This is a genomic window from Streptomyces sp. NPDC050528, assembly GCF_044457795.1.
In the GTDB taxonomy this organism is placed as follows: Bacteria; Actinomycetota; Actinomycetes; order Streptomycetales; family Streptomycetaceae; genus Streptomyces.
The window spans coordinates 1-16,915 of the sequence record NZ_JBITHH010000006.1; the positions used below are offsets into that span (position 1 = coordinate 1).

General features: G+C 71.0%; 15 protein-coding genes and 1 pseudogene. All 16 read left to right on the plus strand.

Features of this window, described 5'->3' with window-relative positions; genetic code table 11:
• Positions 1–110: 110 nt before the first annotated feature.
• A pseudogene (locus ACIBK4_RS21580) lies at positions 111–1,538 on the plus strand (acyl-CoA dehydrogenase family protein); the annotation flags it as partial.
• A gap of 205 nt (positions 1,539–1,743) precedes the next feature.
• Positions 1,744–3,033, plus strand: a complete 1,290-nt coding sequence (locus tag ACIBK4_RS21585) for a GAF domain-containing protein (RefSeq protein WP_398996466.1) — start codon at positions 1,744–1,746, stop codon at positions 3,031–3,033.
• Positions 3,034–3,201: 168 nt separating this feature from the next.
• The gene (locus ACIBK4_RS21590) at positions 3,202–4,461 is read left to right on the plus strand and encodes a hypothetical protein (protein WP_398996468.1); all 1,260 of its coding nucleotides are present in this window, start codon (positions 3,202–3,204) and stop codon (positions 4,459–4,461) included.
• A gap of 45 nt (positions 4,462–4,506) precedes the next feature.
• Positions 4,507–5,079, plus strand: a complete 573-nt coding sequence (locus ACIBK4_RS21595) for a GNAT family N-acetyltransferase (protein ID WP_398996470.1) — start codon at positions 4,507–4,509, stop codon at positions 5,077–5,079.
• Between the two features lie 127 nt (positions 5,080–5,206).
• Positions 5,207–5,290 (plus strand): putative leader peptide, encoded by an 84-nt coding sequence (locus ACIBK4_RS21600; protein ID WP_309500612.1) that lies wholly within the window; start codon positions 5,207–5,209, stop codon positions 5,288–5,290.
• A gap of 129 nt (positions 5,291–5,419) precedes the next feature.
• Positions 5,420–7,117 carry a nitrite/sulfite reductase gene (locus ACIBK4_RS21605; RefSeq protein ID WP_398996472.1) on the plus strand — a complete coding sequence of 566 codons (1,698 nt, stop codon included), beginning with the start codon at positions 5,420–5,422 and terminating at the stop codon, positions 7,115–7,117.
• Positions 7,114–7,293, plus strand: coding sequence for a hypothetical protein (locus ACIBK4_RS21610; protein ID WP_033281522.1), 180 nt, complete (start codon positions 7,114–7,116; stop codon positions 7,291–7,293). Before ACIBK4_RS21605 ends, ACIBK4_RS21610 begins: the two co-directional genes overlap by 4 nt.
• Entirely contained in the window at positions 7,290–8,000 is a 711-nt protein-coding gene (locus tag ACIBK4_RS21615) for a phosphoadenylyl-sulfate reductase (protein WP_398996475.1), read from the plus strand. Before ACIBK4_RS21610 ends, ACIBK4_RS21615 begins: the two co-directional genes overlap by 4 nt.
• On the plus strand, positions 7,997–8,560 hold the full coding sequence (gene cysC / locus ACIBK4_RS21620) for an adenylyl-sulfate kinase (RefSeq protein ID WP_398996477.1): 564 nt from the start codon (positions 7,997–7,999) through the stop codon (positions 8,558–8,560). The genes ACIBK4_RS21615 and cysC overlap by 4 nt, the downstream gene beginning before the upstream one ends.
• Positions 8,557–9,495 carry a sulfate adenylyltransferase subunit CysD gene (cysD, locus tag ACIBK4_RS21625; RefSeq protein WP_398996479.1) on the plus strand — a complete coding sequence of 313 codons (939 nt, stop codon included), beginning with the start codon at positions 8,557–8,559 and terminating at the stop codon, positions 9,493–9,495. Before cysC ends, cysD begins: the two co-directional genes overlap by 4 nt.
• Positions 9,496–9,497: 2 nt before the next feature.
• Positions 9,498–10,826 (plus strand): sulfate adenylyltransferase subunit 1, encoded by a 1,329-nt coding sequence (locus tag ACIBK4_RS21630; RefSeq protein ID WP_398996481.1) that lies wholly within the window; start codon positions 9,498–9,500, stop codon positions 10,824–10,826.
• Between the two features lie 236 nt (positions 10,827–11,062).
• Positions 11,063–12,175: an aliphatic sulfonate ABC transporter substrate-binding protein gene (locus ACIBK4_RS21635; RefSeq protein WP_398996484.1), complete on the plus strand. Its 1,113-nt coding sequence runs from the start codon at positions 11,063–11,065 to the stop codon at positions 12,173–12,175.
• Positions 12,176–12,188: 13 nt separating this feature from the next.
• On the plus strand, positions 12,189–12,995 hold the full coding sequence (locus tag ACIBK4_RS21640; protein ID WP_398996486.1) for an ABC transporter ATP-binding protein: 807 nt from the start codon (positions 12,189–12,191) through the stop codon (positions 12,993–12,995).
• On the plus strand, positions 12,982–13,893 hold the full coding sequence (locus tag ACIBK4_RS21645) for an ABC transporter permease (RefSeq protein ID WP_398996488.1): 912 nt from the start codon (positions 12,982–12,984) through the stop codon (positions 13,891–13,893). The genes ACIBK4_RS21640 and ACIBK4_RS21645 overlap by 14 nt, the downstream gene beginning before the upstream one ends.
• A gap of 10 nt (positions 13,894–13,903) precedes the next feature.
• Positions 13,904–14,644 (plus strand): sirohydrochlorin chelatase, encoded by a 741-nt coding sequence (locus ACIBK4_RS21650; protein WP_398996490.1) that lies wholly within the window; start codon positions 13,904–13,906, stop codon positions 14,642–14,644.
• Positions 14,645–14,748: 104 nt separating this feature from the next.
• On the plus strand, positions 14,749–16,914 hold the full coding sequence (locus tag ACIBK4_RS21655; protein WP_398996492.1) for a hypothetical protein: 2,166 nt from the start codon (positions 14,749–14,751) through the stop codon (positions 16,912–16,914).
• Position 16,915: the final 1 nt, after the last annotated feature.

Consider the following 16,915-nt stretch of genomic DNA (forward strand, 5'->3'; position numbering starts at 1 on the left):
TCATAAGCCCGGGCGTTTGTTTGCATGTGCTGTGGTCGAAGGCCAGGGTGGTGGTGGCGCGCGGGTTTTTGTATGCTTTAGTTTTTTGGTTTGGCCCCCCCCCCCCCCCCCCCCCGGGCCTGCGCACCCACGACCGTTACGGCCACCGGATCGACGAGGTCGAGTTCCATCCGGCCTGGCACCGGCTGCTCGGCAAGGGCGTCTCCGCCGGACTGACCGCCGCCTGGACCCGCCCCGCCGGGCATGTCCGCCGGGCCGCCGGTTTCCTCGTCTGGACGCAGGTCGAGGCGGGCAACTGCTGCCCCCTGTCGATGACCCACGCGGCGGTCCCGGCCCTGCGCGCCGACCCGGCGCTCGCCGCGGAGTGGGAGCCCCGGCTGACCTCGATGGTCTACGACCGTGAGCTGCGGCCCGCCCACCTCAAGGCCGGGGTCGTCTTCGGGATGGGCATGACGGAGAAGCAGGGCGGCAGCGACGTCCGCGCCAACACGACGGAGGCGCGACCGCTCGCCGAGGACGGGACGTACGAGCTGACCGGCCACAAGTGGTTCTGCTCGGCGCCCATGTCCGACGGTTTCCTCGTGCTGGCGCAGGCACCGGGTGGGCTGACCTGCTTCCTGGTCCCCCGGGTGCTGGCGGACGGCACCCGCAACGTGTTCCTCCTCCAGCGCCTCAAGGACAAGCTGGGCAACCGCTCGAACGCCTCCGCCGAGGTCGAGTTCGACGGGACCTGGGCGCGCCGGGTCGGCGACGAGGGGGCCGGGGTGCGGACCATCATCGGGATGGTCGCGGCGACCCGGCTCGACTGTGTCCTCGGCTCGGCCGGTCTGATGCGGCAGGCCGTCGCGCAGGCCGTCCATCACGCCGCCCACCGCGAGGCGTTCGGCGGCACGCTCATGGACAAGCCGCTGATGCGCAACGTGCTGGCCGACCTCGCCCTGGAGTCGGAGGCGGCGACCACCCTCGCACTGCGGCTCGCGGCGGCCTACGACGACGGTGGCGAACAGGAGCTGGCCCTCCTGCGGTTGGCGGTGCCGGCCGCCAAGTACTGGGTGACCAAACGCTGTTCACCGGTCGCGGTCGAGGCGGCCGAGTGCCTGGGCGGCAACGGATACGTCGAGGAGTCCGGACTGCCGCGCCTGGTACGGGAGTCACCGCTCAACTCGATCTGGGAGGGCGCGGGAAACATCCAGGCCCTCGACGTCCTGCGGGCGTTGCGGCGCGAGCCACAGGCGCTGAACGCCTTCCTGATCGAGGTCGGCCGGGTGCGCGGCGCCGATCACCGGCTGGACGGGGCGATGAAGAACCTGCTCGCCGAGTTCGCCGACCTGGACGGCATCGAGGGCCGCGCCCGGCGCGTGGTCGAGCGGATGGCGCTGGTGCTGCAAGGGGCGCTGCTCGTGCAGCACGCGCCGCCGGAGGTCGCCGACGCGTTCTGCGCCTCGCGGCTGGGCGGTGACTGGGGTGCCGCCTTCGGCACCCTGCCGCCGAGCCTGGACCTGACGTCGATCGCCGAACGGGCCCGGCCGACGGCCTGAACACACCGGCACAACGCGAGGGTGGTGCTGCGCCGACACGGCACCACCCTCGCAGCGTGGGACAAGTTTCAGACACCGTACGGCCGTTCACCAGGGTTGCAGAGGGTTGCAACTTGGCTCTTTCTGTGTCCGGACTGTCTCCCTCCGTCACCGCGGAGCGGCACTATGAGACCAACAGTCGATACGGGACCGGAGAGAAGGACCCATGGCGAACCCGCCGGCCGGACTGCCGCAGCGCACCACCGTCGACGCGGCGCGGACGGCCCGGATGCTGAGCGACGCCCGGCACTCCACGCACTCCGGACAGCGCGCCCGCACCGCTCCGCGCCCGGTGATCGAGGAGTCCTGGGAGCGCGCGTTACGCGGCGGGACCCACCCCGACCACGATCTGCGCACCGGGCTGCTCTCCCGCGAGGAGGTCGAACGGCGGCGCGGCACAAGCCCGTTGAGACACGTCCTGCCGGTACTGCGGGAGGGTCTGGTGTCGGTCGCGGACGCCGCCCACCACATCGTGCTGGTCGCCGACGACGAGGGCCGCGCGCTGTGGCGGGAGGGCAGCGCCGCCGTTCTCCGCAAGGCCGACGAGGTCGGCATCGAGGTCGGCACCGACTGGCGCGAGGACGTCATCGGCACCAACGGCGTGGGCACCCCGGCGGTCGTACGGCGGCCCGTGCAGGTCTTCGCCGGCGAGCATCTCTCGCGTGCGCTGGCCTCGTTCACCTGCGCGGGCGCCCCGATCACCGACCCCAGGGACGGCCGGCTGATCGGTGTCGTCGATGTCAGCGGCCCGCTGGAGACCATGCACCCGGCCACCCTCGCCTGGGTCGACTCGGTGGCCAAACTCGCCGAGGCCCGGCTGCGCGAACTGCACCTGACCTCGCTGGAGCGGCTGCGCGCGGTGGCGGCGCCGATCCTGCCCCGCATCGGCGGCCGGGCCCTGGTGGTGGACCGGGACGGCTGGACCGCGGCGGTCACCGGAATGCCGTACGTGCGGCGGATCGCGCTGCCCAAGTCGCCCTCCGGGGGCCGTCGTTGGGTACCGTCGCTCGGGCTGTGCTCCCTGGAGCCGCTGGCCGGGGGCTGGTTGATCCGCGTCGCCGACGAACCGGTGCCCGGCGTCGCCGCCCGGATCGTCCTCGACCTGGCGCTGCCGCGCCGCTGGTCGGTGACGGTCTCCGGCAGCGCGGGCGCCTGGACCCATGAACTGAGCCCGCGGCACGCCGAGTTGCTCTACCTCCTGGCCCTGCACCGCACCGGCCGCAGCGCCGCCGCCCTGGCCGAGGACATGTTCGGCGACCCCGCCCGCACGGTGACGGTGCGGGCCGAGATGTCGCGGGTACGGCGCTATCTCGGGGCGCTCCTGGAGCACCGGCCCTACCGCTTCCGCGAGGACGCGGAGGTCGAGGTGCTGCTGCCGGACGACCCGCGCGAGCTGCTGCCGCACTCGACCGCACCGGGGGTGAGCCGGGGGCGCGGGCAGGTCCGGACGCCGTAGCGGACAGGTGGCGCAAAATGCGCGTCCGGCTGCATCTTCCGCATATTTGCAGGGTCTTAGCCATGAGGGGGGCATGACTGCCGTAGCATCCCTCTACGGGCCACCCCACCTGCTCCCTGGTCAACGCACGGATCACCAGGCGCAGTTGGCTCGCCTCGGGAGGACACTATGAGTGCACGTGGGCGACACCGCCGGCGCAAGCGGGGCAGGGCGCTGCGCGCCGTGCTGACCGGGGCCGCGCTCGGCCTCACCGCGGCCGCGACGATGATCAGCGCCTCGCAGGCGACGGTCGGTTCCGATCCCGGGGCGCTGAAGCCTCTCACCTCGGCCTCCGACCTCGGCGCGTTGCAGCTGCGGGAGCACCTGGAGCCACAGCAGTCCCTGGACCGGCTCTCCTCGGCGATGGGACGCCCGGTCGGCGTCGACACCGTCCTGAAGAGCGCCGACCACACCCTGCGCGACGCGGCCGACTGCACGACCGACGAGAAGTCGGCACTGCCCGTCGAACCGGCGGCCACGCGCGCGTACTGCTGGGACAGCGGCGACGCGGCCGACCCGGCCTGGACGCCGCGCTCGGTGACCACCTCGGGCGACGCCGACGAGGACGGCTGGTGGGGCTCGAACCGGGTGATCCTCTCCGGCTGGAGCGCGACCACCCGCGGCCTGGCCAAGGTCGCCTTCGTGAACGCGGCCGACACCGCCCATCTCACGTACACCTGGGCCCTGTTGGCGGTACCGACGGACGGCGGACGCGACTACCGCGGGCTCGTCTCCACGATCTCCGGCATGGTCTGGTACCAGGACAAGCTCCTGGTCACCACGACGAGCGGGACCCGCGACGCGCTGTACGTGTACGACATGAACCGCATCCAGCGCACCACGGTGACGGCCGGCGCGGTCGGCCGGGTGCGGGACGGCTGGTCGGCGGCCGGGTACCGGTATGTGCTGCCCGCGATCGGCTCGTACCGGCTGAGCGGCGACAAGGCGGCCGTACGGCCGGTCGGTCTGTCCCTGGACCGGAGCACGGTGCCGGACAGCCTGGTCGCGAGCGGGGCGAAGCGGCTGTGGCGCTACCCCTTCAGCGGAGATCCCGCGCGCACGGGACTGCTCGCCACCGACTCGGCGGGCCGCGCGGTGCCCGAGGAGGCGTACACGACGAAGGTCGGCGGCGCCGGGGGCGTGCTCGCGAACGGGTCCGCCTGGTACGTGGGCGGCGCGGCCGGGACGGACGGCGGCCGGGGTTCGATGTGGCGCCAGGACACGCAGGGCGCCAAGGCCACCGAGTGCGGGGCCGACGAGACGCACCAGTGCTGGAGCGCGGGGACCGACTCCCTCTCCTACTGGCAGGAGACCGGCGAGGTCTGGTCGGTGTCCGGGCGGATGCTGTTCGCCCTGCCGCTGAACTCGATCGACAGCTCGCTGGGTTGATCATCCGATCGACAGATCCCCGGACCGGATGATTCCCTGACGGGCATGACGAACACCCCCGTGACGACCTGGTTCCTGGAGCAGACCGACCCTCGCGACCTCCTCCCGGCCATCACACCGGACGGAGACGTGCGGGTCGTCCGCGCCGAAGTGCCCTCCCCCGAGTTCAGCCGCTTTCTGTACACGTCCGTGGGCGGGGACATCCTCTGGATCGACCGGCTCGGCTGGACGTTCGCGCAGTGGCAGGAGTACCTGGACCGGCCGGGCACGGAGACCTGGGTCGTGTACGACCGGGGCACGCCCGCCGGGTACCTGGAACTGGACGCGCATGACGACGGCGTCGTCGAGATCGCCTACTTCGGCCTGCTCCCCGCCTTCCGCGGCCGCCGCCTCGGCGGCCACCTCCTCTCCTACGGCACCGCCCGCGCCTGGGACCTCGCGGACCGCTGGCCGGGGCGGGCGCCGACCAGCCGCGTGTGGGTGCATACCTGCAGCCTGGACGGGGTGCACGCGATGGACAACTACCAGCGCCGGGGCTTCAAGCTCTACGACACGCAGGTCGAGGAAGTGACACTGGTGACCACGCCGGGCCCCTGGCCGGGGGCCTACCCTGCCTGACCTGCGCCGACAAGACAGCGTGCGCAGCTTGTGACCGACGACACCCTCGTCTCACATAGCGGGACCAGGGTGTCCGCATGGCGGACGAAGCTGGACTGTGTCCAGAACGCCGTGACACGCTTCCGTCATGTCCGGAACTGGAATTGCCTTGGTGAGTCGGCGGCACGTCGACCTCGGCCGCATGTCCAGCGCCATCTGTCCGGCGGGCTAGCCGAGCCGCAGCACCGCCGGTTTTCCCCGTATCTGCCTCATACTGCGCAAAGACGCGCGCGTATGCCCGCATGCGCCCGTACGCGCAGGTCAGAGCCGATCACCCGCCTGTCCCGGAGGACGTAGAACCATGGCCGCCACCCCCGAGAACCCTGCCGCCGCAGCGCCCCGCCGCAAGGTGAGCCGTCACCGCGGTGAGGGTCAGTGGGCCGCCGGACACTTCACCCCCCTGAACGGCAACGAGCAGTTCAAGAAGGACGACGACGGTCTCAATGTGCGGACACGCATTGAGACGATCTACTCCAAGCGCGGGTTCGACTCGATCGACCCGAACGACCTCCGCGGCCGTATGCGCTGGTGGGGGCTGTACACCCAGCGCAAGCCCGGGATCGACGGCGGCAAGACCGCGATCCTGGAGCCGGAGGAGCTGGACGACAAGTACTTCATGCTGCGCGTCCGCATCGACGGCGGCCGGCTCACCACGGACCAGCTCCGGGTGATCGGCGAGATCTCGCAGGAGTTCGCGCGCGGCACGGCCGACCTCACCGACCGGCAGAACGTGCAGTACCACTGGATCCGCATCGAAGACGTGCCCGAGATCTGGAACCGCCTGGAGGCGGTCGGTCTCTCCACCACCGAGGCCTGCGGCGACACGCCCCGCGTGATCCTCGGCTCGCCCGTCGCGGGCATCGCCGAGGACGAGATCATCGACGGCACTCCGGCGATCGACGAGATCCACAGCCGCTACATCGGCACCAAGGAATTCTCCAACCTGCCGCGCAAGTTCAAGACGGCGATCTCCGGCTCCCCGCTCCTCGACGTCGCCCACGAGATCAACGACATCGCGTTCGTCGGCGTGAACCACCCCGAGCACGGCCCCGGCTTCGACCTGTGGGTCGGCGGCGGTCTCTCCACCAACCCGAAGATCGGCGTCCGGCTCGGCGCCTGGGTCCCGCTGGACGAGGTCCCGGACGTCTGGGCCGGCGTGATCGGCATCTTCCGCGACTACGGCTACCGGCGGCTGCGCACCCGTGCCCGGCTGAAGTTCCTCGTCGCGGACTGGGGCCAGGAGAAGTTCCGCCAGGTCCTGGAGGACGAGTACCTCAAGCGCAAGCTCGTCGACGGCCCCGCCCCCGCCCAGCCGGTCGCCCGCTGGCGCGACCACGTCGGCGTCCACCGCCAGCAGGACGGCCTCTTCTACGTGGGTTTCGCCCCGCGCGTCGGCCGCGTCGACGGCACCACGCTCACGAAGATCGCCGAACTCGCCCAGGCGCACGGCTCGGGCCGGCTGCGCACCACGGTCGAGCAGAAGATGATCGTGCTCGATGTGGCGGAGGACCGGATCGACTCCCTGGTCGAAGGTCTCGAAGCGCTCGGCCTCACCGCCAAGCCCTCCTCCTTCCGGCGCGGCACCATGGCCTGCACCGGCATCGAGTACTGCAAGCTCGCGATCGTCGAGACCAAGCAGCGCGGCATCACGCTCATCGACGAACTGGAGCGCCGCATCCCGGAGTTCGACGAGCCGATCACCATCAACATCAACGGCTGCCCGAACGCCTGCGCCCGTATCCAGGTCGCGGACATCGGTCTCAAGGGCCAGTTGGTCCTCAACGACCAGGGCGAGCAGGTCGAGGGCTTCCAGGTGCACCTCGGCGGCGCCCTCGGTCTGGAGGCCGGCTTCGGCCGCAAGGTCCGTGGCCTGAAGGTCACTTCGGAGGAACTGCCCGACTACGTCGAGCGGGTCCTCACCCGGTTCCAGCAGGAGCGCGAGGACGGCGAGCGCTTCGCCACGTGGGCCACGCGCGCCAGCGAGGAGTCACTGTCGTGAGCGAGCGGGCCGCCCCCTTCTACTGCCCCTACTGCGGCGACGAGGACCTGCGTCCCAGCGAGCAGGGTCATGGCGCGTGGGAATGCGCGGCATGCAATCGGGCCTTTCAGCTGAAGTTCCTCGGGCTCCTCGCCCGAGGCCTTCGGCAGACCGACGCAGGGGGAGACGAGATATGACGACGACTCAGAAAGCGCGCCCCACCGACGACTTGAAAGCCCTGGCCGAGCAGGCGGGCCGCGACCTGGAGGACGCCTCCGCGCTGGAGATCCTCCAGTGGGCGGTGAAGACCTTCGGCAAGCAGTTCTGTGTGACCTCTTCGATGGAGGACGCGGTGGTCGCCCACCTCGCCTCCCGCGCGATGCCCGGTGTCGACGTGGTGTTCCTGGACACCGGCTACCACTTCCCCGAGACCATCGGCACCCGTGACGCGGTCGAGGCCGTGATGGACGTCAACGTCATCACGCTCACCCCGCGCCAGACCGTCGCCGAGCAGGACGCCGAGTACGGGCCCCGACTGCACGACCGCGACCCGGACCTGTGCTGCAAGCTGCGCAAGGTGCAGCCCCTGGAGCAGGGCCTGACCAAGTACGCGGCCTGGGCGACCGGGCTGCGCCGCGACGAGTCCCCGACCCGGGCGAACACCCCGGTCGTCAGCTGGGACGAGAAGCGCCAGAAGGTCAAGATCTCGCCCATCGCCCGCTGGACCCAGGACGACGTGGACGCGTACGTCGCCGAACACGGCGTGCTCACCAACCCGTTGCTGATGGACGGCTACGCGTCCGTCGGCTGCGCGCCCTGCACCCGCCGGGTGCTGGAGGGCGAGGACGCGCGCGCCGGCCGCTGGGCGGGCCGCGGCAAGACCGAGTGCGGGCTGCACGAATGACCATCACCGACAAGGAGTCGCACGTGACGACCGGAGCCACCGTCTGGCTCACCGGACTGCCGAGTGCCGGCAAGACCACCATCGCGTACGAGCTGGCCGGCCGGCTGCGCGAGGAGGGCCGCCTCGTCGAGGTGCTCGACGGCGACGAGATCCGCGAGTTCATCTCGGCGGGCCTCGGCTTCAGCCGCGAGGACCGGCACACCAACGTGCAGCGCATCGGCTTCCTCGCCGAACTGCTCGCCCGCAACGGCGTGTTGGCGCTCGTCCCGGTCATCGCGCCCTACGCCGACAGCCGCGAGGCCGTCCGCAAGCGCCACCAGGAGAGCGGCGCCGCCTACGTCGAGGTGCATGTGGCGACCCCGGTCGACGTGTGCTCCGTACGCGATGTGAAGGGGCTCTACGCCAAGCAGGCCGCCGGTGAACTCACCGGGCTCACCGGGGTCGACGACCCGTACGAGGAGCCCGAGTCGCCGGACCTGCGGATCGAGTCGCAGGACCAGACCGTGCAGGAGTCGGCGGCGGCACTCCACGCGCTGCTCACCGAGAGGGGACTGGCATGACGACGACCGTTGCCAAGGCCGAGGACGGTACGGACACGCCGTACGCCCTCTCGCACCTGGACGCTCTTGAGTCCGAGGCGGTGCACATCTTCCGTGAGGTGGCGGGTGAGTTCGAGCGGCCGGTGATTCTCTTCTCCGGCGGCAAGGACTCGATCGTCATGCTGCATCTGGCACTGAAGGCGTTCGCGCCCGCGCCGGTGCCGTTCACGCTGCTGCACGTGGACACCGGGCACAACTTCCCCGAGGTCCTGGAGTACCGGGACCGCACGGTCGAGAAGCATGGGCTGCGGCTGCATGTGGCCTCCGTGCAGGACTACATCGACCGCGGTGTGCTGCGCGAACGCCCCGACGGGACCCGCAACCCGCTCCAGACGTTGCCGCTCACCGAGAAGATCCAGAGCGAGAAGTTCGACGCGGTCTTCGGTGGGGGTCGTAGGGATGAAGAGAAGGCCCGCGCCAAGGAGCGGGTGTTCAGCCTCCGCGACGAGTTCTCGCAGTGGGACCCGCGACGGCAGCGGCCCGAACTGTGGAATCTGTACAACGGGCGGCACGCGGCCGGTGAGCACGTGCGCGTGTTCCCGCTGTCGAACTGGACCGAGCTGGACGTCTGGCAGTACATCGCCCGCGAGGGCATCGAGCTGCCGGACATCTACTTCGCGCACGAGCGTGAGGTGTTCGCACGTGGTGGCATGTGGCTGACCGCCGGTGAGTGGGGCGGGCCGAAGGCGGACGAGACCGTGGAGAAGCGGCTCATCCGGTACCGGACCGTCGGTGACATGTCGTGCACCGGTGCCGTCGACTCCGACGCGGTGACGCTGGAGCAGGTCATCACCGAGATCGCGGCCTCCCGGTTGACCGAGCGCGGCGCCACGCGTGCCGACGACAAGCTGTCCGAGGCCGCGATGGAAGACCGCAAGCGCGAGGGGTACTTCTAACCATGAGCACCATCACGGAACTCACCGAGACGACCCTCCTGCGGTTCGCGACGGCCGGTTCGGTCGACGACGGCAAGTCCACGCTCGTAGGACGGCTGTTGCACGACTCCAAGTCGGTGCTGACCGACCAACTCGAAGCCGTACAACGGGTGTCGGCCGACCGCGGCCAGGACGCGCCCGACCTCGCGCTGCTCACCGACGGCCTGCGGGCCGAGCGCGAGCAGGGCATCACCATCGACGTGGCGTACCGCTACTTCGCCACCCCCCGGCGCCGGTTCATCCTCGCCGACACGCCCGGTCACGTGCAGTACACCCGCAACATGGTGACGGGTGCCTCCACGGCCGAGCTGACGGTGATCCTCGTCGACGCCCGCAACGGTGTCGTCGAGCAGACCCGGCGGCACGCGGCGATCGCGGCGCTGCTGCGCGTTCCGCATGTGGTGCTCGCGGTCAACAAGATGGACCTGGTCGAGTACCAGGAGACCGTGTTCGCCGCGATCGCCGAGGAATTCACCGCGTACGCCAGTGAGTTGGGCGTCCCGGAGATCACCGCGATCCCGATCTCGGCGCTGGCCGGGGACAACGTGGTGGAGCCGTCCGCGAACATGGACTGGTACGGCGGGCCGACCTTCCTGGAGCACCTGGAGTCGGTGCCGGTCGCCCACGACCTGAGCCACTGCCACGCGCGGCTGCCCGTGCAGTACGTGATCCGGCCGCAGAGCGCCGACCTCCCGGACTACCGGGGGTACGCGGGTCAGATCGCGGCCGGCAGCTTCCGCGTCGGCGACCCCGTGACGGTCCTGCCCTCCGGGAACACCACGAAGATCTCCGGCATCGACCTGCTCGGCAAGCCGGTGCGGACCGCGTGGACCACGCAGTCGGTGACGGTCCTGCTGGAGGACGACATCGACGTCTCGCGCGGCGATCTCATCGTGCCCAGCAAGGACGCCCCGGCGACCACACAGGACATCGAGGCGACCGTCTGCCATGTCGCCGACGCGCCGCTGACCGTGGGCCACCGGGTGCTCCTGAAGCACGGCACCCGCACGGTCAAGGCGATCGTGAAGGACATCCCGTCCCGGCTCACGCTCGACGACCTGTCCCTGCACCCGCATCCGGGACAGCTCGTCGCCAACGACATCGGCCGGGTGAAGATCCGCACCGCGGAGCCGCTGCCGGTCGACTCGTACGCGGACTCGCGCCGTACGGGCTCGTTCATCCTGATCGACCCGGCGGACGGCACCACGCTCACCGCCGGCATGGTCGGCGAGTCGTTCGCGGCGCCGGAGCCGGTCAAGGACGCGTCGGACGAAGACGGTTGGGACTTCTGACCATGAACTCGACTGATTTCTACTCCACGTTCGCGAAGGAGGGCGGCCGCGTCGGCAGCGGCGCCCTCGGCAGCGGGCAGGGCGGGGTGGCGCGATGTGCGTGCTGACGTACGCGCACCGCTTGCGCGCCCAGTCCCCCCACCCGACGTCCCGGACGCGACGAAAACGAAGACCTGCCGACCTCCCGGCCACGACCTGAGACCGTGACCGCCGGGCCAACGAGAGGAACACCTCCCGTGCCTGCCAACCGCTCGACCTACTTGCGTCGCGGCATAGCCGTGTTCGCCGCGCTCCCTCTGCTCACCCTCGCCGCCTGCGGTTACGGGTCGGACTCCAAGAGCACCAACTCCAAGGAGAAGGTGGCCGCCGGGTCCTCGAAGATCGAGGGTCTCGCCTCCGTGAAGATCGGCTACTTCGGCAACCTGACGCACGCGACCGCGCTGGTCGGCCGTGAACAGGGCCTGTTCCAGAAGGAATTGGGCGCCACCAAGGCGGAATACGCGACCTTCAACGCGGGCCCGTCCGAGATCGAGGCGCTCAACTCGAACTCCATCGACATCGGCTGGATCGGCCCCTCCCCGGCGATCAACGGTTACACCAAGTCCGACGGCAAGAGCCTGAAGATCATCGGTGGTTCGGCGTCCGGTGGTGTGAAGCTGGTCGTCAACCCGAAGAAGATCAAGTCGCTCGCGGACGTCAAGGGCAAGAAGATCGCGACGCCTCAGCTGGGCAACACGCAGGACGTGGCGTTCCTCAACTGGATCGCGGACCAGGGCTGGAAGGTCGACGCGCAGAGCGGCAAGGGTGACGTGACCGTCGTCCGCACCGACAACAAGATCACCCCGGACGCCTTCAAGGCCGGTTCGATCGACGGCGCCTGGGTGCCGGAGCCGACCGCGTCGAAGCTGGTCGCCGAGGGCGGCAAGACGCTCCTGGACGAGTCGTCGCTGTGGCCCGACAAGAAGTTCGTGATCACGAACATCATCGTGTCGCAGAAGTTCCTCAAGGCGCACCCGAAGGTCGTCGAGGCGGTCCTGAAGGGCTCGGTCGCGGCCAACAAGTGGATCAACGCCAACCCGACGGAGGCGAAGGCCGCGGCGAACAAGCAGCTGGAGGCCGACTCCGGCAAGGCGCTGCCCGCCAACGTCCTTGATCCGGCGTGGAGTTCGATCCAGTTCACCAACGACCCGCTGGCCTCCACCCTCAACACCGAGGCGGAGCACGCGGTCAAGGCCGGCCTGCTGGAGAAGCCCGACCTGAAGGGCATCTACGACCTGACGCTCCTCAACAAGGTCCTCAAGGCGGACGGCGACAGCGCCGTCGACGCCGCCGGCCTCGGCACGAGCTGACCGAGGGATCCCGATGACTTCCCAGGAGGTGACGACCATGGCCACGACCCTCGCCAAGGAGACCACCGCGTCGGTCGAGCACGCGGCACGCCTTGAGCATGTCTCGAAGTCCTTCGCGACGCCGGGCGGGCGGCAGCTCGTCCTCGACGACATCAGCATCGATGTCGCGCCCGGCGAGTTCGTCACCCTCCTGGGGGCCTCGGGCTGCGGCAAGTCCACCCTGCTGAACCTGGTGGCGGGCCTCGACAAGCCCACCGCCGGGTCCATCACGACGGACGGCCGTCCCGCGCTGATGTTCCAGGAACACGCCCTGTTCCCCTGGCTCACCGCGGGCAAGAACATCGAACTCGCCCTGAAACTCAGGGGAGTTCCGAAGGAGGAGCGGCGCGGCAGGACCGAGGAGCTCCTCGGACTGGTCCGGCTGCAGGGCGCGTACGGCAAGCGGGTGCACGAGCTGTCCGGCGGTATGCGCCAGCGTGTCGCCCTGGCCCGCGCGCTCGCCCAGGAGAGCCGCATCCTGCTGATGGACGAGCCGTTCGCGGCCCTGGACGCCATCACGCGGGACGTCCTGCACGACGAACTCACCCGTATCTGGGGCGAGACGGGCCTGTCCGTCCTGTTCGTCACGCACAACGTGCGCGAGGCGGTACGGCTCGCGCAGCGGGTCATCCTGCTGTCCTCGCGGCCCGGCCGGATCGCCCGCGAGTGGACGGTCGACATTCCGCAGCCGCGCCGCATCGAGGACGCGCCCGTGGCCGAACTGTCCCTTGAGATCACCGATGTACTGCGTGGGGAGATCCGCCGTCATGGCCAGCAGTGAGACGAAGACGACGGACTCGACCGGGAAACTGGCGGCGGGCACGCTGGGACAGATCGTCTCCGTGGAGGCGGGTCTGGACGCCCTGGACATCGTCCTCACCACCCGCACGCCCCTCCGTCAGACCTTCACCAACAAGATCCTTCCGCCGATCATCGCGCTCGCCGTGGTCATCGCGGTCTGGTTCGCCCTCACCCCGATCGTCGACGACCCGACCAAGCTGCCCTCGCCGGGCGCCGTCGGCAGCGCGTTCAAGAACGCCTGGCTGGAAGGCGATCTGCTCGGCTACATCTGGACCAGCGTCTCGCGCGGTCTGCTGGGCTTCTTCTTCGCGCTGCTGATCGGCACCCCGCTGGGGCTGCTGGTGGCGCGGGTGAAGTTCGTGCGCGCGGCGATCGGCCCGATCCTGTCCGGTCTGCAGTCGCTGCCGTCGGTGGCGTGGGTGCCGCCGGCCGTGATCTGGCTGGGTCTGAACAACTCGATGATGTACACGGTGATCCTGCTCGGCGCGGTCCCCTCGATCGCCAACGGCCTGGTGTCCGGCGTCGACCAGGTGCCGCCGCTGTTCCTGCGGGCGGGCCGCACGATGGGCGCGACCGGCCTCAAGGGCATCTGGCACGTCACCCTGCCCGCGGCACTCCCCGGCTATGTGGCGGGCCTCAAGCAGGGCTGGGCGTTCTCGTGGCGCTCGCTGATGGCGGCGGAGATCATCGCGAGCTTCCCCGATCTCGGCGTGGGGCTGGGCCAGTTGCTGGAGAACGCCCGCACCAACAGCGACATGGCCATGGTGTTCGAGGCCATCATCCTGATCCTGTTCGTCGGTATCGCCATCGACCTGCTGATCTTCAGCCCGCTGGAGCGGTGGGTGCTGCGCAGCCGCGGTCTGCTGGTGAAGAGCTGAGCTGAGTCCCATGCACCAGAGGCCGGTCCTCCTCGTCATCGCCCACGGCAGCCGCGACCCGCGGCACGCCGCGACCGTCCACGCCCTCGTCCGGCGGGTACGGTCGCGACGGCCCGGGCTGCGCGTGGAGGTCGGCTTCCTGGACTTCAACATCCCTTCCGTGCAAGGGGTGTTGGAGTCATTGGCGGCGGAGGGCGTACGGGACGTGGTGGCCCTCCCGCTGCTGCTGACCCGCGCGTTCCACGCGAAGGCGGACATCCCGGCCGTCCTGCGGGACGCGCCGCCGCGGCTGCGGATCACGCAGGCGGAGGTGCTGGGTCCGTCGCCCCTGTTGGTGCGTGCCCTCGAACGACGGCTCTACGAGGCCGGGTTGACGCCCGCCGACAAGTCCTCGACCGGGATCGTGCTGGCCTCGGCGGGCTCCACCGACCCGGAGGCGATCGCGGTGATCTCCGGCATCGCACGGGACTGGTGGCAGACGGGTTGGCGCGCGGTGCGCCCCGCGTTCGCCTCCGCGGCCCTGCCCCGCACCGAGGACGCGGTCCGTGAGCTCCGGGCCCTGGGCTGCGCACGCGTCGCGGTCGCGCCGTACGTCCTCGCCCCCGGCTTCCTGCCCGACCGCATCGCCCGGGGCGCGGCGGAGGCCGACGTCCTCGCCGACGTACTGGGCCCGGCTCCGGAGGTGGCGCGGGTCGTCCTGGAGCGCTACGACACGGCCCTGACACCTGCCCTGGCGACCGTCGGCGCATAGCGCGTTTCAGGTCCCCACCTGCCCCGATTCCCGAAAAGGGTCGCCCCCGGCCCCCGGATCTGCTGGGATGGTTCCTCGCGTAGCTATTCGGGGGAGCAGTACACGTGGCGGGTCGGGACTTCGGGCATCACTTGGGGCTGCCCCGGGCACTGTCCGGGCTGCCACTGAGCCCCCTCGTCGCGTCCTACGGCGAGCTCGTCGCCGCCCAACACAGGCTCGGCCTACGGCACTTGGGCGAGGCGCTGCTGCTGCCCTGGACCGGTGGGCTGGGCGTCCTCGACGGGGTGTACGTGCCGTCCGGCGGGCGCGGGCGCCGTCGGGTGGACCTTCCGTTCCTGGAGGATCTCGCCCGCGCCCCGACCCCGGCCGCCGGACTCGCCCGGCTGTTGGCCGACGTGGCCCGGCGTGATCCGCAGGCGGTGCGCAGGGTCGTGCTGTACCAGTTGATCGGGCTGTTGCAGGACCGGCCGGTGAAGGAACGTCCGCAGACGGCGGCCCAGTTGGGGGTGCACGCCGACGAGGTCGCCGGGCTCGTGGCGGCGGCCCGCCTGCGGCCCCTCCTCGACAAGCGTGAGCGGCAGGCCGCCGAGTCCCTCGCCGGGGCGTGGGAGCAGCACCGGCTGCACCGGGTCCGCACCCTGCTGGCCCGACTGCCGGACGGCACCGACGACCCCGCTCTACGGTCGCTGCGGACCGAGTTGGCCGCACGGTTCGCCGTGGTCGACGGGGCGCTGCTCGCGGCGCGCCGGGCCGAGGACGACCGGGACGCGGAGACCGCCGGTGCGGAGTATCTGCGGGCGCTGCGGGACATCGGCGACGACCGGCGGGCGTTGCGCGGGCTGGTGCGGGTGCACCGGCCCCGGGGCGGTGAGCCGGCGGCGCTGACCGCCGAACTCGGCCTGGACCATGTGCGGTTGACGTGGGACGAGGCGGACTCGGACGGTGGCTGGCGGCTGCTGTGCCTCTACCGCGACGAGCGGGGTGTGCCGACCGTGCGGGAAGTGTCCGCGCGCGACGAGGCGTTGGTGCTCGGGAGCACCGTCCGCTACGCCGCTCTCCCCCTGCGCGACGGACTCGTGGACGGTCCGCCGCTCGTCTCGCACCAGGTGCTCGTCACCCCGGAGGTGGACGCGCTCACCCTGACGGACGGCCCGGAGCGGATCGAGGGCACCTGGAAGCGGCCCCCGGGTGCCACGGACGTGACGGTCGTGCGCACCGGGCCGGACGGCGCGGGCGAGCAACTCACCCTCCTCACCGAGGGGTTCACCGTCACGGGCCTCGCACCCGGCCGGCACACCCTCCGCGTCGTCTGCCACTACCGCGCCCCCGGCGGACAGCCGGTCTCCTCCCCCGGCGTCCGTGCCACCCGCACCGTCCACCCCTGGCCCTCCCCCGTCCGCACCCTCGCCGCCCAACCCGAGGGCGACACCGTCCGGTTCGCCTGGACCGGCGCCGAGGACGCGGACGTACGGCTGGTGGAGTGGCCCGGCGAGGTCCCGGCCCCCGGCGCCGAACTGCACACGCGGGACCTGCCGGTGGGGCTCGACTGGCCGGAGCGGGACGGGGCGTTGTGTCCGCCGCCCGGCCTGCACGTCCGGGTCGCCGCCGTCGCCGTGCTCGGGGAGCGGGCGCTGGCCGGTCCCGTCGTCGATGTCGAGGTACTGCGTCCGGTGACCGGGCTCGCGGCGCGGCGACTGCCGGGCGGGGAGGCCGAGGTGTCGTTGGACTGGCCCGGTGACACCCCTCATCTCAGGGTGAGTTGGGACGCCGGGGAGCGCAGTGTCACCGCGCACGCCTATCGCCGGGGCGGGCTGCGGCTGCCGGTGGGACCGCGGGCCGTACGGATCCGGGTCGCCGCCGCTCCCCAAGTACCGGGCGCCGTCGTGGTCGTACCGGACGCGGCCGAGGTGCTGCTGCCGCCGGACACGGCGATCGGGTATCAACTGGTGCGCGCGCCACGCCGGTTGCTCGGGAAGGGGCGCACCCTGCTGCGGGTCACCCTGTCCGCGCCGGAGGGCGGGGAGCACGACGACGCCCCCGAGTTCGTGTGCGTCGCGCGCAGCGGCACGCTCCGGCCGCGCAGTGCGGCCGACGGCACGACCCTGGTGCGCATCCCCGGCACCGATCTGCTCCGACTCGGCACGGTGGAGCAGGAGTTGCCGGCCGCGCCCTGCCCGGCGCCGTACACCTTGCGCGGTTTTCTGCTGGGCGAGCACGCGGCCTCCGTACGACTCGAAGAACCGTCCCCCGCGACCCTGGTGGTGCGCTGAG

Excerpts from the sequence above, each read along its gene's own strand:
- ACIBK4_RS21585 (WP_398996466.1), top strand. The coding sequence starts at position 1,744 with ATGGCGAACCCGCCGGCCGGACTGCCGCAGCGCACCACCGTCGACGCG.
- ACIBK4_RS21590 (WP_398996468.1), top strand. The coding sequence starts at position 3,202 with ATGAGTGCACGTGGGCGACACCGCCGGCGCAAGCGGGGCAGGGCGCTG.
- ACIBK4_RS21595 (WP_398996470.1), top strand. The coding sequence starts at position 4,507 with ATGACGAACACCCCCGTGACGACCTGGTTCCTGGAGCAGACCGACCCT.
- ACIBK4_RS21600 (WP_309500612.1), top strand. The coding sequence starts at position 5,207 with ATGTCCGGAACTGGAATTGCCTTGGTGAGTCGGCGGCACGTCGACCTC.
- ACIBK4_RS21605 (WP_398996472.1), top strand. The coding sequence starts at position 5,420 with ATGGCCGCCACCCCCGAGAACCCTGCCGCCGCAGCGCCCCGCCGCAAG.
- ACIBK4_RS21615 (WP_398996475.1), top strand. The coding sequence starts at position 7,290 with ATGACGACGACTCAGAAAGCGCGCCCCACCGACGACTTGAAAGCCCTG.
- cysC (WP_398996477.1), top strand. The coding sequence starts at position 7,997 with ATGACCATCACCGACAAGGAGTCGCACGTGACGACCGGAGCCACCGTC.
- cysD (WP_398996479.1), top strand. The coding sequence starts at position 8,557 with ATGACGACGACCGTTGCCAAGGCCGAGGACGGTACGGACACGCCGTAC.
- ACIBK4_RS21630 (WP_398996481.1), top strand. The coding sequence starts at position 9,498 with ATGAGCACCATCACGGAACTCACCGAGACGACCCTCCTGCGGTTCGCG.
- ACIBK4_RS21640 (WP_398996486.1), top strand. The coding sequence starts at position 12,189 with ATGACTTCCCAGGAGGTGACGACCATGGCCACGACCCTCGCCAAGGAG.
- ACIBK4_RS21645 (WP_398996488.1), top strand. The coding sequence starts at position 12,982 with ATGGCCAGCAGTGAGACGAAGACGACGGACTCGACCGGGAAACTGGCG.
- ACIBK4_RS21650 (WP_398996490.1), top strand. The coding sequence starts at position 13,904 with ATGCACCAGAGGCCGGTCCTCCTCGTCATCGCCCACGGCAGCCGCGAC.